The sequence below is a fragment of the Pseudomonas sp. MWU13-2100 genome (assembly GCF_023242365.1).
GTDB lineage: Bacteria > Pseudomonadota > Gammaproteobacteria > Pseudomonadales > Pseudomonadaceae > Aquipseudomonas.
The window spans coordinates 67,192-80,800 of record NZ_JALLIX010000029.1 but is presented as its reverse complement, the minus strand read 5'-3'; the positions used below and the strand labels follow the sequence as shown (position 1 = coordinate 80,800).

Below are 13,609 nucleotides of genomic sequence, written 5' to 3'. Positions count from 1 at the left end.
TTTGCGATATCCGAGCTGCGATGTCTGAATTGCGCTATCAAAGGTCGCAGGCAAGACAACCGCCCCCTCGCAATTAAAGGCATCATATGACCTGTCGTCGCCCAGGATGGGCGTTAATACGACTGTCATATTTGTGCCATGCCCAATCAGCAAGATCAGGCTGAATGATAAGAACAAGGACGGACCATGCCTACACAGAACCCACACCGCATCGCTGGCCTCTGCACTTCCAGCAAGGTCTACAGCGCCCTCACCGAGCTCAAGCAGCTCGAAGGCCACCGCACGGCCAAATTTCTCTCGTTGCTGGCCGAGAACCTGGTCCGCAAGGGGCTGCTGAATGAGCAGGAAGTGCTGAAGATGCTCGATCAGGTCGTCGACTGACGCACTCTATTGCAGCCGTTGATCTCGTCGATGTCCACTATCGAGCGCGATGATTTTCCTCTGACCGGGCCAGGACTTAAGGTAGCTCCATAGATTGATGGAGGTCCTCATGGCCAAGGTACAAATCATGTCCGTAATCGGCAGCGCCGTTCCCACCTCGCTCAGAGAGCTGGGCCTGCTCGCCTGCTGGTACCTGGTTCAAGACGGTGTGCCGATCAGCGGACCGTTCACCTCGCTGCTGGCCGCCAGGACTTCGTCGCAAAGCATGAACCTGTCGGCACTGAATGCCTGACCGCGCCAAAATTCCTGAAAACGTGCGTTGCTCCGCACACCCCTTTGCCCGCATTCGTTGCGGGCTTTTTTATGGCTGTGCGCCGATCAGCCGCGCTCGGCCAAGACCGCATTGACCTGGGCACGATGTGCCAGCTTTTGCAGGCGCTTCTCCAGCTCGAGCATCACCACGCGGTCGCTGCGACCACTTTCCAGCTCATCGATCAGCGTCTGGGTCACCTGGCGCAGTTCATGACTGATGACGATCCGGTCGTCGTTCAGATCGTGCTTGTGGGACTCGAACAGGCGGTGCAGGAAATCCTCCAGGGTACGCTGGCAACGATGCCGGTCCGTAGCCCGCAAGTGCGCCAGATTGGCGCTGATGCGACCCAACAGGTCCAGCAGCTCCATGCCGAAGTAATGCAGCCGCCGCGCGTAGCCCACATCGCGTTCACGTTGTTGCTTGCGCTGCTCCTGGAACGCCTGCTTGCGCTGGATCGCTGGCACACTGATGGCGACCATCAGGCCGACCACCAAGCCCACGGCCTGGATCCAGCCATACCAATCCGCCGATTTCGCAAAGAAAGCAAAGCCCAGCAACAGCACCGCCACCATCCCCGCCCAGACCACCATGGGCAGGTAATCCCTGCTGATCAAACCCTTCGGCATTGCCGGACTCCCGAGTCATTGGATCGCGTTGATTACGCCGCAAGCATCGATGCTAATCGGTGCGCGAGGCCCGCACCACCACGTATCGGGCCGGATACACGATTAAATAGCCATCACTCAGGGAAAACCTTAAATTCTGCTTACTTCTTAAGGGTTTTTTACCGCCACTCGAAGAACAATCGACAGTTCCTCAGCTATATTCATAGAATGTAACGCTTTTTTTCAGAACGACCCGTTACCAACGGTTTACCCATTATTTTTTGCGAGTCCATCCGCGTGAACATTCGTCATTCCATTTTCGGCCTGTTTTTTGTCCTGGTAGGCGCCGTCATCCCCCCCAGCGTAGAAGCCCGCGAAACCGTCTCCGCTCCCCGTGATACCAGTCATCTGCAAGTCGCTTCCGGCAGCGCCCTGGTTATCGACCTGCAAACCAACAAACCCCTCTACTCCAGCAACCCGGACGTGATCGTGCCGATCGCCTCGGTGACCAAGCTGATGACTGCCATGGTGGTACTCGACGCCAAGCTGCCGATGGACCAGTACATCTCGGTGAACATCGCCGATACTCCGGAAATGAAAGGGGTGTTCTCCCGGGTCAAGCTCAACAGCGAGCTGCCACGCAAGGAAATGATGCTGATCGCCCTGATGTCTTCGGAAAACCGTGCGGCGGCCAGTCTCGCCCACCACTACCCGGGCGGCTACGCGGCCTTTATCGCGGCGATGAACGCCAAGGCCAGGGCCCTGGGCATGATCAACACCCACTATGTGGAACCCACCGGCCTGTCGATCCACAACGTCTCCACCGCCCGCGACCTCAGCAAACTGCTGATGGCCGCCCGTCACTATCCGATGCTGAGCGAGCTGAGCACCACCAAGGAAAAGACCGTGACGTTCCGCAAGCCCAACTACACCCTGGGCTTTCACAACACCGACCACTTGGTCAATAAGGCCAACTGGGACATCAAGATCACCAAGACCGGCTTTACCAACCAGGCCGGTCACTGCCTGGTGCTCGTCACCAACATGGGCGGTCGCCCGGTGGCCCTGGTGATTCTCGATGCGTTCGGCAAGTACACCCATTTCGCCGATGCCAGCCGGATCCGCAACTGGATCGAAACCGGCAAGAGCGGCGGCGTGCCGGAGGTGGCCTTGCGCTACAAGTCTGACAAGAACCTCAAGAGCCGCGCCCAAGCGTCAAAGTAAGCCCTGATACCGTGGCCCGATTCTTCGGGCCACACGCTGTCGTGCTCGGCTGTCTGTTCCTGCGCGCCTATCATCTGGCTGAACTGGGTCCGTCGGCCTGCCTCGCTGGCAGTGATGTGACTTCGACAGCCTTGCTCGAGCCGCCGAAGGCCCCCATCACACTGCCATAAGCCCGCAGGTGCCGCAGTGCATCTAAACCGGCATAATCGCGCTCCGCCTCCGTCGTACAGGACGTCATCCGTGAGCGCCGCCCACAACCCGACCCGCGAGAACAAAAGCATCGGCCGCCTGTTGCTCGAACTGCTGTGGCTGCTCCTGGTGCTGCTGGTGCCGATTTTCTTCGTGACGATTCTCCCGCCGCTCCTCGCCCTGGCCGTGGTCCTGGTGTGCGCCGGCACGATGTGGGCTTGCGCGAAACTCGGCTGGCCCAAGGGCGGCAGGGCCTTTGCCCGGTTGATGATCTCGGCGGTCTTCGGCCTGGGCTTCAGCCTCGGGCGGGCACTGCCCGACTACTGGGACATCGCGGCCGCCTGCCTGGCGATTTTCCCCGGACTGGCTTGCGTGAGCATTTGGGAAAGGCGCCTGGGCCTGGTCAAGCCCACCACGCAAAACCCGGCCGCCGGCAACGGTACCAGTGCCTGGGGCGGCCAGGAGCCAACAATGACGCCCGAAGGCGAGCCGATCAGGGTATTCAACCACGGCGAAATCGCCATGGGCGGCCCGGTGATGTGCGACTACCTGTTTCCCGACGGTATCCTGCTCGAAGGACTGGGGGCCTCGGCGCGTTTTTCCAGCGACGCCCGCTACTTCGCCGCGCCCATTCCATCGCGCGCCAGCTGGGGCCTGGTGATCCTCGACCGTCCCTTGCGGCGTCTCTATCGCTGCCAGGCGGAGCAGCTCTGGGAACTGGACACCTTCAACGAGCAAGGCCTGGGCGGACGTTATAGTCCGCTGGTGGACAACGGCGCCCACCAGCAATCCCTCGAGGACTTATTGAAAGACGCCCAGGCCGTCGACCTGCTCCCGGTCAGCGATCTCTGGCTGGAGCCGGGCAACTGGCAACAAGCCCTGATGCAGCAGCAGATCGAGTATCGCTCCCCCGATGGCCAACACCTCCTGGAAGGCCAACTGACCCTGCCGGTCAGCCTGCGGGAACTGGACCAACCGACCGGGCCGGTCAACCATCCCGATTACCGCCTCAGCCTCGACGGCGTACCCTCGCCCTTGTTGGTCACGGCCCAGACGCCCATCGTCTGGAGCGCGGACAGCCGCGGCCTGGTCTGTCGCGCCAGCACGCCAGGCTCATCAGGGCCGCAGCGGGCACTATGGCTCTGGCAACAGGAGCAGGGCTGGCGGTCGTTGCGCAATCCCTGGAGCAGCGACAACCGCAGCCCCAGCGGATACTGGAGCAACCCGCTGGCGCTGGACGAGCAGCAGGTCTGGCTGGAGAGCGAGCTGCCGCTGTCGCAACCCGACAATGGAGATTACGGCTACCAGTTGCACAGTATCCACAGCGACTCGCAAATCCTGGTCGGCCATGACGCTCTGGGCCGCGAACGGACTGCCGAGTGGAACAGGCCGCGTATCCGCCTGGTCCTGCCGCTGGATAGCGACGGGAGCGCGGCAAGCGTAAGTATCGAGTCAGAGCCATTGGCGGAGGGCACCCGCGCCCGTTTCAGCCAGCGCCAGGTCGACCAGGATGAATCAGTGGGCTACCAGTGCCAGATCGGCGCCTGGACCCTGCCCGGCCTCTGGCGCCTGGATCATCGAGTGAGCGACTGCGCCCGTTACCTGGCATTGCTGCCGTTTGCCCGGCATCCGGCAGTACCCGACCGCGTGGTGGTGGCCGATCCCCGGCAACGTCGGCTGCTCGACGGTCCGTCGATGCGGGTCGCCGCACTGGTGGATTTCAGGGCCGCGACGCTGAGCGTAGCGGTGATTGTCGGACGCCTGCCGAGAGACATTGCCGGCACACCGCTGCAACGTTTTACCGAGGCCGCCCCGGACGCGTCGCAAGCTGCCGGGTTCTGTCGATACCGCGAAGACTCGCGCCTCTACTACGAGCTGCGCAGACTGCAGTTACGTGCCGACGACCTGCAAGGCTTGCCCGCCTGGCGCTGGGTTCAGCAGCCACAGATCGCCACCGCCGAAGGCGAGTTTATCCAGCCCTCCCCGACCGGACTGGACGCCGCCTGGCTGTTCGGCAGCAGCACCGAATACGGCGACGACCTGGGCCGTGGACATATCGCCCGCCTTGGCGGACACCTGCTGACCGCTTCCGGCTGCGCCCTGGCGGACCTGGCGCCCTCCATGGCCTGGTCGCCGAAAGGACGTTACCTGGCGCTCACCCGGCTCTATCTCGAGCACCGCGACTTCGCCGACAGCTACAACCGCCGCGCCTGGAAACTCCTGCTGCTGGACGTCGAGGCCCACACCTTACGCACCGCCCCCGGCTGGCTGGGCAACCGACCGCAACTCATCGAATTTGGCGCCGACACCCTGCATTTGCGCCAGTTCGAAGCGGACTGGGATCTGCGCGATGGCTCCGACCCGGGAGCTCGTGTGAAGATCGCCTTGAAAGAGATGCTGGAGTGGCCGTCCGAACCCTTGCAGCCACAAGCAGGCCTCTGGCTGACCACCACAGAGGCGGCTCAGGCCCAGGCTTGGCACAACCTGGAAATACCGGAGCCGCTTCGGCTGCTGCGGGAGCAAGCTACCCCCCAGACCAGCCGCCACCCCGAATCCTCCCACAGCGGACCCGCTCATGAGTAAATCGTCCCCGACCGCCCCCGATGACAAGGCCCCCCGCTTCTGGCGGGACGAACGCCTGCCCTGCATCGAGGCCCGCTCGATCCAGGACGGTCGCAAGGTCTGCTATTCCCGGCATTCCCACGAACACTTCTCAATCGGGGCGATCACCCACGGCCAGAGCACCTATATCAACCAGCAGAATCAGTGGCGGGTCGCGGCCGGTACCGTAGTGCTCATGAATCCGGGCGAGGTGCATGCCTGCAACCCCATCGAAGACCAGCCCTGGGCCTATCGCATGCTCTATGTCGAGATGGCCTGGCTGACATCGCTGCAACATGAACTGGGGTTCAGCTCGGATCTGGATTTCCGCGCCTTTTCCACGCCTCATACCAGCGATCCGGCACTCTACGAAAGTTTCAACAACCTCTACGAAACCCTGGTGGACGACGACCTCGCACTCCTGGAAAAACAGTGTGCCCTGGTCGAGTTCTTCACCCAGCTGCAACACCGTTTGAACCCGGCGCCCCGGCCGGCCCGGGAGATCCACCAGAAGCTCGAACTGGCCGCGGCCTACATTCACAAACACTGCACCGAGGCCCTGAAGCTGGAGGACATCTGCCAGGCCGCGCAGTTGTCGGCGTCCTACCTGACCCGCGCCTTCAAGCAGCATTACGGCATGACGCCCCACGCCTTCCTGGTCAACCGACGCATCCAGTACGCGCGTAACCGGCTGCGGCGTGGCGGCCTGATCGCCGACGTCGCACTGGAAGCCGGCTTCGCCGACCAGGCGCATTTCCAGCGGGTCTTCAAGCAACACCTGGCCGCGACACCAGGGCAATATCGCGGTTGATCCGCCTCACGGCAGCAACAGGTAGATCGCACTGAGTGCCAGCAACAAGGCCATCAACCGGTTGAACAGGCGCATGCCCTTGGGGTTGTCCAGATAGTGCCGTAGAAAGGTCCCGGCAAACGCCCAACAGGCAATCGAGCCGTAGCAGATCACGAAGTACACCGCCGCGAACTGCCACACCAGGTGCGCCTCGCCATTGGCCACGAACGCCCCCATCCCAGCCACGCAGGCCAGCCAGGCCTTGGGATTGAGCCACTGCATCAGAGCGCCGAGCGTCATCGTCGGTTGTTTGCCGGGCTGACTGGTATTCAGGCCGCCATCGTCGAGCGCCAGCTTCCAGGCCATGTACAACAGGAAGGCCACTCCGGCCAACTGGATCACCCGGGTCAGGCTCGGCACAAACAGCAGCAGCTCATTCAACCCAAGGCCGATCAGGACCAGCAACAGGGTGAAACCCAGGGTCGCGCCGGTCACGTGCCGCAGGCTGGCGCGCCAGCCGAACTGCGCACCGGCACTCAAGGCGACGATATTGACCGGGCCGGGGGTAATGGAAGAGGCCAGCGCAAAGGCCGCCATCGAAACAAGGATGCTCATCGTCTACTTTCCGCATGAATGGATGTCGGGCTGAAGGTAGCCATGCGCACGGCTCGTGGTATTGAAGAAAACGCCCCTGTACAACCTTTTGCTCCATAGACGAAAGGTTTCATCCAGCGAAGCATTCAAGCGGCGTAAGATGGACAAGGTATTATTCGTGCATCGCATCCAGCCAGGGGAAACCGAACCATGAAGCCGAACCTCGTCAAAATCGCGCTGGTGCTGAGCGCCCTGCTGTTGAGCGCCTGCTCTGGCACGAGCACGATGACCAGCAACAGCGCCTGCTATAGCGAAAGCTGTAATCAACACTACGACAGCAAACCCGTCACCCAGAGTTTTGGCGGTTCGAGCCTGGGCAGCAGCTTCCGTGAGTACGGCACCAGCATGCTGCGCGACTAATCCCGATCACGGATAGTTGGCCCGCGGCCTCTCCAGCTGCCACGTTGATTTGCGCGCAAAAACCCAGGCCTTGTCCTGCCTCCTCATAAGAAATGTCCGACTTCCCACTCCCTGGCTTTACGTCGATTATCTGAATCTGGACCGCTGCCCTGGTAGCGCCTGCCCAGCCTTCGCTTTTGACGGAAGCCTGCCGTCAGGCGGTGCCTTCTGGTCACTTGTCCCCTGCAGGAGATACGATGAAGCTATCGATGAACTTATACGACGCGCTGACGAACATCAGTGTCCCTCCGAACAAGGCCAAGGCGGTTGTGAATGCCTGGGAGTCGGATATGGAAAAATTCGCGACAAAGTCTGATCTGCTCCGCACCGAGACACACTTGCAAACGTCGATTACGGAACTCGGCGCGGAACTGCGAGGCATGATCAAAGACCAGAGCGCGGAGTTGCGCGGCATGATCAAAGACCAGAGTGCGGAACTGCGCGGCATGATCAAAGATCAGAGTGTGGAGATACGCTCCTTGGGCTCGATGCTCCGAGAACAAGGGACAGAACTACGGGCCTCCATCAAGGAACAAGGTGCGGAACTACAAGCCGCCATGACGAAGCAAGGCCAAGAACTGCGATCCGCCATCACAGAACAGGGTGCAAAATTCCAGGTATCCGTTGCTGAAATGGACTCACAGAACAAGATCCTGCGCTGGCAGCTCAGCATCCTGCTCATCTGCATCACCATTCCCATGCTCAAGCTGGCATACGACATGCTGGTCAAGTTCACCTTGAACTGAGTCACCCCGGCTGCGCGCAGACTTGCCGAAGGCACCCGCGCAGCCAGCGATGCGCGGGATCGGCATCCAGCCGCGGATGCCAGAGCATCGCCACTGTGAACGTCGGCAACGAGAACGGAAGTTCAAAGCTGTGCATACGGGTACGCAGGTTGCCGGTGTGACGTTCAGGCACGGTGGCGATCAAATCGGTTGACCGGGCCAGTGACAGCGCGGTCGAAAATCCGGCGACAAACGTAGCCACCTCACGACAAAGCTCAAGCCGCTCCAGCGCCTCATCGACGGCGCCCTTGTCGAGTTCCCGCCGCGAAACACCGATGTGCTGGCCGGCCGCATAACGTGCCGCAGTCATATCACCCTGACTCAGCGGATGCTCCCGGCGTACCACGCCAATAAAACGATCGCGAAACAGCGCCTGGGTCAACAACTCCGGACCTTGGCTGCTATCCACTACACCGGTTTCCAGATCGACACTGCCATCACGCAGCGGCGCGCTGTCCTTGTCCGGTTTCTGCAGGAATCGAAGGCGTACTCCGGGCGCCTCTTCAGCGATCCTGGCCAGCAGCGCGGGACCGAAGTTCTCCACAAAACCGTCACGAGCACGCAATGTGAACGTGCGCACCAGTTGCTTGAGGTCCAACTGCCCGACAGGTCGCAATACGGCTTCGGCGTCCTGCACCAACTGCGCGACTCGCTCACGCAACTCCAGCGCCCGCGGCGTGGGCACCAGGCCGCGCCCGGCGCGGACCAACAGCGGATCGCCGGTGCTTTCCCGCAGACGCGCCAACGCCCGGCTCATCGCCGAGGGGCTGAGGTGCAAACGCCGGGCCGCGCGCGCCACACTGCCTTCGGCCAGAAGCACATCCAGGGTGACCAGTAGATTGAGATCGGGTATGGACATGGACTGCCCCTTGGCATGCCTGGATCGAATAGCGCGTCAAACGCACGAGTAAAGTGCAAATGATGCGTCTTCCGCCATGTTAGACGCCAGCATAGATTTGTGACAGCTCCGCGTTGGGAGTAGCCAAAAAGAGAAGCCGGATGAAACCGATCATTGCAGAACCAGACAAGCTAGCGACAGATGCTGAACCACACACACCTTCGGCGCGCTGGGCACTGGCCGGCTTGTCGCTGTCGATGCTGCTATCGTCCCTGGGCACCAGCATTGCCAATGTCGGCCTGCCTACGCTGGCACAGGTGTTCAACGCCTCCTTCCAGAGCGTGCAATGGGTCGTCCTCGCCTACCTCCTGACAATCACCACCCTGATCGTCAGTGTTGGGCGGCTTGGTGATCTCACCGGCCGACGGCGCCTGCTCCTGGTCGGTATTGCCCTATTCACCCTGGCCTCGGCCCTGTGCGGTTGCGCCCCCACGCTCGGCCTGCTGATCGGCGCCCGGGCGCTGCAAGGGATCGGCGCGGCGATCATGATGGCCCTGACCCTGGCGTTTGTCGGCGAGACAGTGACGAAGGCCCGGACCGGCAGAGCCATGGGTTTACTGGGCAGCATGTCCGCCATCGGCACGGCCCTGGGTCCATCGCTGGGCGGCTTCCTGATCGCCGGGCCAGGTTGGCGCGCGCTCTTCCTCATCTGTGTGCCGCTGGGTCTGCTGACGCTTGTTCTCAGCCACCGCCATCTGCCCGAGGATCTCCAGCGCCCCCAGCGTGAGTGCAGTGGTTTCGACCCGCTGGGCACACTGCTGCTGGCGCTGACACTGGCGGCTTATGCCCTGGCCATGACATTGGGACGCGGTCACTTCGGCCTGCTCAATATCAGCCTGCTGGCAGCGGCGACCTTTGGCCTTGGCCTGTTCGTGCTCACCGAGTCGAAGGTCAGCTCACCGCTGATTCGCCTGACGATGTTCCGCGACCTCCAGCTGAGCGGGAGCCTGTTCATGAGTGCGCTGGTCTCGACGGTGATGATGGCGACACTGGTGGTCGGGCCCTTTTACCTGGTGCAAGGACTCGGCTTGGATGCCGCCTCGGTCGGACTCGCCCTCTCGGCCGGGCCCTGTGTCTCGGCGTTGAGCGGGGTACCGGCGGGTCGACTGGCGGACCGCTTTGGTGCACAGCGCATGAGCGTTGTCGGGTTGCTGGCCATGTCGCTCGGCTGCCTCGTATTGTCGCTGCTGCCGCAGACTCTTGGCCTGGGTGGTTACATCGGCCCGCTGGTGCTTGTCACTTTCGGCTATGCCTTGTTCCAGGCGTCCAATAACAGCGCCGTCATGAGCGAGGTCGGTATGCAGCAACGCGGCATTGTCTCCGGCCTGCTCAACCTGGCGCGCAATCTCGGGTTGATCACGGGAGCATCGGTGTTGGGTGCGGTGTTTGTATTCGCTTCAAAGGCCGCCGACATCACCAGCACGGCCCCCGAAGCCGTCGCCAGCGGCCTGCGGACGACCTTCGCCACGGCACTGGCGCTGGTGGTCGTCGCACTGGTCATAGCGCTGGCCGTCAAGAAAAGATAACGCGGCCAATTACAACGCCGGACGCTGGAACCCGACCCACTCCTGCACGGCAGGCCGCAGCCATTGGCGCCGCGCATATTCCACCAGGACAGGAGGCACGTCGTCACCGTTGAGGACCAGCCGGTTGAGCATCAGCGCCAGGTCGGTATCGGCAATCGACCAGTGACCGAACAAGTTCTCGCGGCCATCCGCCAGTAGCTCCAGGGCTGCCGCGAACAGCTTGCGCGCTGCCGCCTCGGCCACTGGCGACAACGCTCCGGACTTGCGGCCATAGAACACCACCAGGGTGGAACGCTCCTGCCGGATCGGCATCAGGTCACTGCGCAGCCAGGCCTGGATCTGCCGGGCCTGCGCACGCTGTTGACGGTCTTGCGGATAAACCGGCACCTGCGGGAAGGTTTCTTCCAGATACTCGGCAATCGCCGACGACTCGGACAAGGCAAAGTTGCCATGCACAAGAGTGGGTACCCGCTGGGTCAGCGACAGGCTGGCGTAATCCGCAGCCTGGTTTTCCAAGGTATCGAGGTCCAGCGGGATGATGTCAAAGTCGATGCCTTTTTCCCGCAGCACGACGAAATCCGACAGGGCATAAGGGCTGGTGAATTGAGCATCAACGTACAGGCGCAGGCGGGAATCACTCACGGTACATCTCCATATCCATAGGTGGGAGAGGACACGCTACGAGATTCGACGCCAAAAATGAAATGTACGATTTTCATGCGCACATTCCCGACGGGAATACCGTGGTTTCAGCGATCCAAGGCTCGCTGCACGCCCCAGGACAGTGGCAACGTCAACAGCACCGTGGCCGCCAGGGTCATCACCGCGACCGGGATGCCGGTCATGTCCCCCAGCCCGCCAAACAACACTGGCGCCAATGCCCCAGCACCGATGGTCCCGGTATAGAACAACGCGAAAGCCTGCTCGCGCTTGCCCGCCTCCGACAACTCCGGCACCACGCCATAGAGCACCGACGATGTCCCGTTCAGCACCAGCCCCAGCAGCGGCAGCAGCGCCATCATGCCCGACAGCGGCAGATACACCGCCAGCACGATCAACAGCGACGTAGCGGACTCGCTCAGCCACACGGTCTTCATCATGCCGATACGCGCGCCCAGGTAGCCGCAGAACAACTTGCCGAACGCGCCGCCGACGAACAACAGCATCAACGCCAGGCCGATACCCGCCGTCCCGGCGCCCTTGCTGCTCAACAGGAACGGCAGGAACGTGAGAAAGCCCATGCGCACCGCACTGTCCAACGTCCCCGTCAGCAGCAGCGCACGCAGCCCACCGGCGGAGCCTTTCCCTGCCAGTGCTGCGGAGGCTTTGCCTGGCCCGGGCGGGTTGACCGCCCAGGTCGGGACCAGCCACCACAGTAGCGCGGCCGCCGCCAGGCCGAGCACGCCTATCAGCGTGACACTGGCGCGCCAACTGATGATCGTCAGCAGCAGGCCTGTCAGGCCCGGAATCAACGTCTTGCCGATATCGCCGGAAAAGTTGTACTGCGACAGCGCCTCCTTGACGCCGCCGCCGGCCTCATGGGTATCGGTAATCAACGAGGAAGCCAGCGGATGCTGGGTGCTGGCGCCCAATCCACCCAGCAGCAGCGCCAACAACAATACCGTCAGCCCACTGGCCTGACCGGCAAGCAGGTAAGCCAGGCCGGCCAGGGCCGTGCCGCCCACCAGCAAACGCTCGCGTCCCCAGCGCCTGGCGGCCCGGCTCGCCAATAGCTGGAAACCGGCCATCATCCCGGAATAGGCCCCGCGTAACATCCCGACCTGTGCGTAGCTCATGCCGAACTGTGCCTGCCAGATTGGCAGCAACACATAGATCACGTCGGTGAGGCCGTCATGCACCGCATGGGCACTGCAGGCCGCCAGCAGGGAGCGGCGCCGCAAAGAGCCCTCGGTAGATGAAGACTCGCTCAATGTAAGTGGGCTTTTCAGATCAGTCATCGTGTTAACTCACAGGGCCTCTCGTTTTATGACGAAAAGGCTTTATAGAATACGCAGGCTGGCGAAGACCAATACCGAATTCGAACCGATCAATACCCAAGGACCAGGATGCTCGATCTACGCAGGTTGCGTTACTTCTTGACCGTAGCCGAGGAACTGCATTTTGGCCGCGCGGCACTGCGCCTGCGGGTACTCACCCGTGCACAAGGACGCAGCCTGTTGGTCGAGGCGTTCACGGGCGTGATCGACGAGCTTCGACGGGGCCAGGAGCAATACACGTCAGTCGAAATCAAGGACTGACGCCTCCCCGTAAACAAGGCCCCGGGAGAGAAAAGACAGAGTAGTTTCAAATTGCTACCATCCTATTGAAAAGGAACGTACGGTAATCACACCTGTATGAAGCCTCCCTTTTACACCAAGGATCGGTCAGCTAATGAAACTCGCACTCCTGGCGCTTGCCGCCTGCTTGATTTTCCAACCCGCTTTCGCCAGGTCCGATACTGATCATCAGGTAGTGACACCCGACGAATCGCAATTGATCGAGCATGGCTCGTATACGAATAAAGACGGAAACACCGTGCACAGCCCGGCCCACAGCAAATCAGGTCGAGCCCCCGAGGGCGCCACGGCCCAGTGCCGAGACAAGACTTACAGTTTCAGCCAACATCGGCGGGGGACCTGCTCACGGCATGGTGGTGTGATGGCTTGGTTGTAGAGAGCGTCCAGGAAATAATGAAGCGCTTATTCGCAATCCTCCAGGAGCCAGACAATGACGAAACCCTTATGCGTCACCCTCGCCTTCACATTGCTCCTCGCGCTGTCAAATGCAGCCTCTGCTGAAACCGCCAATGAAGCAGCGCGCAGTTTCATTGCCCAGTCCCACGCTGGCGATGATCTCGCCGCCATTGCACTGTCAGCCGCCAAGCGTACGCAAACCTATGGGATGCTCGTTGCGAAGCTGGGGGATGCCCAGGCCAATACCGCCTTGTCGAGCGAAATCAACACGCTACTCCCGCAGTACCAGCCGAAATGGGACCAGAACCTTGCAGCCGCTTATGAGAAGACCTTTTCCTCAGAAGAACTATCATCACTCGCAGCCAAAGGTCGGGCCTCAAAATACGCGGGTAAAGTAGTAGAGCGACAAGCCGAAATCGGAAAACAGATGCAGTCGAGTTCGAGCCCCATCTTGATTTCCCTGGTCACCGAGGCGCTCAAGACGAGCCTTTCCAAAAACGACTTGTAAACCAGGGCCCATACCAACAACAGCGCATTGACAAGGTCGATAG

Annotated in this window: 15 protein-coding genes and 1 pseudogene; 11 read left to right on the top strand and 5 right to left on the bottom strand. The window is 61.5% G+C overall.

The features are described 5' to 3' along the window. Window positions 1-186 precede the first annotated feature (186 nt). Window positions 187-381 (top strand): hypothetical protein, encoded by a 195-nt coding sequence (locus M5B99_RS19875; RefSeq protein ID WP_248805627.1) that lies wholly within the window; start codon window positions 187-189, stop codon window positions 379-381. Between the two features lie 109 nt (window positions 382-490). Continuing rightward, the gene (locus M5B99_RS19870; protein ID WP_248805626.1) at window positions 491-673 is read left to right on the top strand and encodes a hypothetical protein; all 183 of its coding nucleotides are present in this window, start codon (window positions 491-493) and stop codon (window positions 671-673) included. An 86-nt stretch (window positions 674-759) separates the two neighbouring features. On the opposite strand, the gene M5B99_RS19865 is transcribed toward M5B99_RS19870, so the two are convergent. Further along, window positions 760-1,320 (bottom strand): hypothetical protein, encoded by a 561-nt coding sequence (locus M5B99_RS19865; RefSeq protein WP_248805625.1) that lies wholly within the window; start codon window positions 1,318-1,320, stop codon window positions 760-762. Between the two features lie 276 nt (window positions 1,321-1,596). On the opposite strand from M5B99_RS19865, the gene pbpG reads away from it, so the two are divergent. The 3 genes from pbpG to M5B99_RS19850 all read left to right on the top strand — a co-directional run bounded on the left by pbpG (window position 1,597) and on the right by M5B99_RS19850 (window position 6,124). Beyond that, complete coding sequence (pbpG, locus tag M5B99_RS19860; RefSeq protein WP_318654580.1) at window positions 1,597-2,523, top strand: D-alanyl-D-alanine endopeptidase; 927 nt, start codon at window positions 1,597-1,599, stop codon at window positions 2,521-2,523. A 240-nt stretch (window positions 2,524-2,763) separates the two neighbouring features. Continuing rightward, a complete protein-coding gene (locus tag M5B99_RS19855) occupies window positions 2,764-5,295 on the top strand; it encodes a hypothetical protein (protein WP_248805624.1) in 2,532 nt (843 codons plus the stop codon). Then, window positions 5,288-6,124: a helix-turn-helix transcriptional regulator gene (locus M5B99_RS19850; protein ID WP_248805623.1), complete on the top strand. Its 837-nt coding sequence runs from the start codon at window positions 5,288-5,290 to the stop codon at window positions 6,122-6,124. Before M5B99_RS19855 ends, M5B99_RS19850 begins: the two co-directional genes overlap by 8 nt. A 6-nt stretch (window positions 6,125-6,130) precedes the next feature. On the opposite strand, the gene M5B99_RS19845 is transcribed toward M5B99_RS19850, so the two are convergent. Further along, window positions 6,131-6,718, bottom strand: coding sequence for a LysE family translocator (locus M5B99_RS19845; RefSeq protein WP_248805622.1), 588 nt, complete (start codon window positions 6,716-6,718; stop codon window positions 6,131-6,133). 189 nt (window positions 6,719-6,907) lie between these two features. Here M5B99_RS19845 and M5B99_RS19840 point away from each other — a divergent pair, with 189 nt between their 5' ends. Then, the gene (locus tag M5B99_RS19840) at window positions 6,908-7,117 is read left to right on the top strand and encodes a hypothetical protein (RefSeq protein ID WP_248805621.1); all 210 of its coding nucleotides are present in this window, start codon (window positions 6,908-6,910) and stop codon (window positions 7,115-7,117) included. 236 nt (window positions 7,118-7,353) lie between these two features. Beyond that, a complete protein-coding gene (locus tag M5B99_RS19835; RefSeq protein WP_248805620.1) occupies window positions 7,354-7,902 on the top strand; it encodes a DUF1640 domain-containing protein in 549 nt (182 codons plus the stop codon). Between the two features lies 1 nt (window position 7,903). Here M5B99_RS19835 and M5B99_RS19830 read toward each other — a convergent pair whose 3' ends face one another. Beyond that, window positions 7,904-8,800 carry a LysR family transcriptional regulator gene (locus M5B99_RS19830; RefSeq protein WP_248805619.1) on the bottom strand — a complete coding sequence of 299 codons (897 nt, stop codon included), beginning with the start codon at window positions 8,798-8,800 and terminating at the stop codon, window positions 7,904-7,906. Window positions 8,801-8,940: 140 nt separating this feature from the next. On the opposite strand from M5B99_RS19830, the gene M5B99_RS19825 reads away from it, so the two are divergent. Further along, complete coding sequence (locus M5B99_RS19825; RefSeq protein WP_248805618.1) at window positions 8,941-10,365, top strand: MFS transporter; 1,425 nt, start codon at window positions 8,941-8,943, stop codon at window positions 10,363-10,365. A 9-nt stretch (window positions 10,366-10,374) separates the two neighbouring features. Here the strand turns inward: M5B99_RS19825 and yfcF are convergent, their stop codons facing one another. Then, window positions 10,375-11,007, bottom strand: coding sequence for a glutathione transferase (yfcF, locus tag M5B99_RS19820; protein ID WP_248805617.1), 633 nt, complete (start codon window positions 11,005-11,007; stop codon window positions 10,375-10,377). Between the two features lie 107 nt (window positions 11,008-11,114). After that, the gene (locus tag M5B99_RS19815) at window positions 11,115-12,323 is read right to left on the bottom strand and encodes an MFS transporter (RefSeq protein ID WP_248805616.1); all 1,209 of its coding nucleotides are present in this window, start codon (window positions 12,321-12,323) and stop codon (window positions 11,115-11,117) included. A gap of 108 nt (window positions 12,324-12,431) precedes the next feature. Between M5B99_RS19815 and M5B99_RS19810 the strand changes: the two are divergent. The 3 genes and pseudogenes from M5B99_RS19810 to M5B99_RS19800 all read left to right on the top strand — a co-directional run. Next, a pseudogene (locus tag M5B99_RS19810) lies at window positions 12,432-12,509 on the top strand (hypothetical protein); the annotation flags it as partial. 247 nt (window positions 12,510-12,756) lie between these two features. Continuing rightward, window positions 12,757-13,038 (top strand): DUF3761 domain-containing protein, encoded by a 282-nt coding sequence (locus tag M5B99_RS19805; RefSeq protein WP_248805615.1) that lies wholly within the window; start codon window positions 12,757-12,759, stop codon window positions 13,036-13,038. A gap of 54 nt (window positions 13,039-13,092) precedes the next feature. Continuing rightward, window positions 13,093-13,566, top strand: coding sequence for a hypothetical protein (locus M5B99_RS19800; RefSeq protein WP_248805614.1), 474 nt, complete (start codon window positions 13,093-13,095; stop codon window positions 13,564-13,566). Window positions 13,567-13,609 lie beyond the last annotated feature (43 nt).

What these genes read in the sequence shown, in the direction of transcription:
- M5B99_RS19875 (WP_248805627.1), top strand. Translation starts at nt 187, where the DNA reads ATGCCTACACAGAACCCACACCGCATCGCTGGCCTCTGCACTTCCAGC.
- M5B99_RS19870 (WP_248805626.1), top strand. Translation starts at nt 491, where the DNA reads ATGGCCAAGGTACAAATCATGTCCGTAATCGGCAGCGCCGTTCCCACC.
- M5B99_RS19865 (WP_248805625.1), bottom strand. Translation starts at nt 1,320, where the DNA reads ATGCCGAAGGGTTTGATCAGCAGGGATTACCTGCCCATGGTGGTCTGG.
- M5B99_RS19850 (WP_248805623.1), top strand. Translation starts at nt 5,288, where the DNA reads ATGAGTAAATCGTCCCCGACCGCCCCCGATGACAAGGCCCCCCGCTTC.
- M5B99_RS19845 (WP_248805622.1), bottom strand. Translation starts at nt 6,718, where the DNA reads ATGAGCATCCTTGTTTCGATGGCGGCCTTTGCGCTGGCCTCTTCCATT.
- M5B99_RS19840 (WP_248805621.1), top strand. Translation starts at nt 6,908, where the DNA reads ATGAAGCCGAACCTCGTCAAAATCGCGCTGGTGCTGAGCGCCCTGCTG.
- M5B99_RS19835 (WP_248805620.1), top strand. Translation starts at nt 7,354, where the DNA reads ATGAAGCTATCGATGAACTTATACGACGCGCTGACGAACATCAGTGTC.
- M5B99_RS19830 (WP_248805619.1), bottom strand. Translation starts at nt 8,800, where the DNA reads ATGTCCATACCCGATCTCAATCTACTGGTCACCCTGGATGTGCTTCTG.
- M5B99_RS19825 (WP_248805618.1), top strand. Translation starts at nt 8,941, where the DNA reads ATGAAACCGATCATTGCAGAACCAGACAAGCTAGCGACAGATGCTGAA.
- M5B99_RS19815 (WP_248805616.1), bottom strand. Translation starts at nt 12,323, where the DNA reads ATGACTGATCTGAAAAGCCCACTTACATTGAGCGAGTCTTCATCTACC.
- M5B99_RS19805 (WP_248805615.1), top strand. Translation starts at nt 12,757, where the DNA reads ATGAAACTCGCACTCCTGGCGCTTGCCGCCTGCTTGATTTTCCAACCC.
- M5B99_RS19800 (WP_248805614.1), top strand. Translation starts at nt 13,093, where the DNA reads ATGACGAAACCCTTATGCGTCACCCTCGCCTTCACATTGCTCCTCGCG.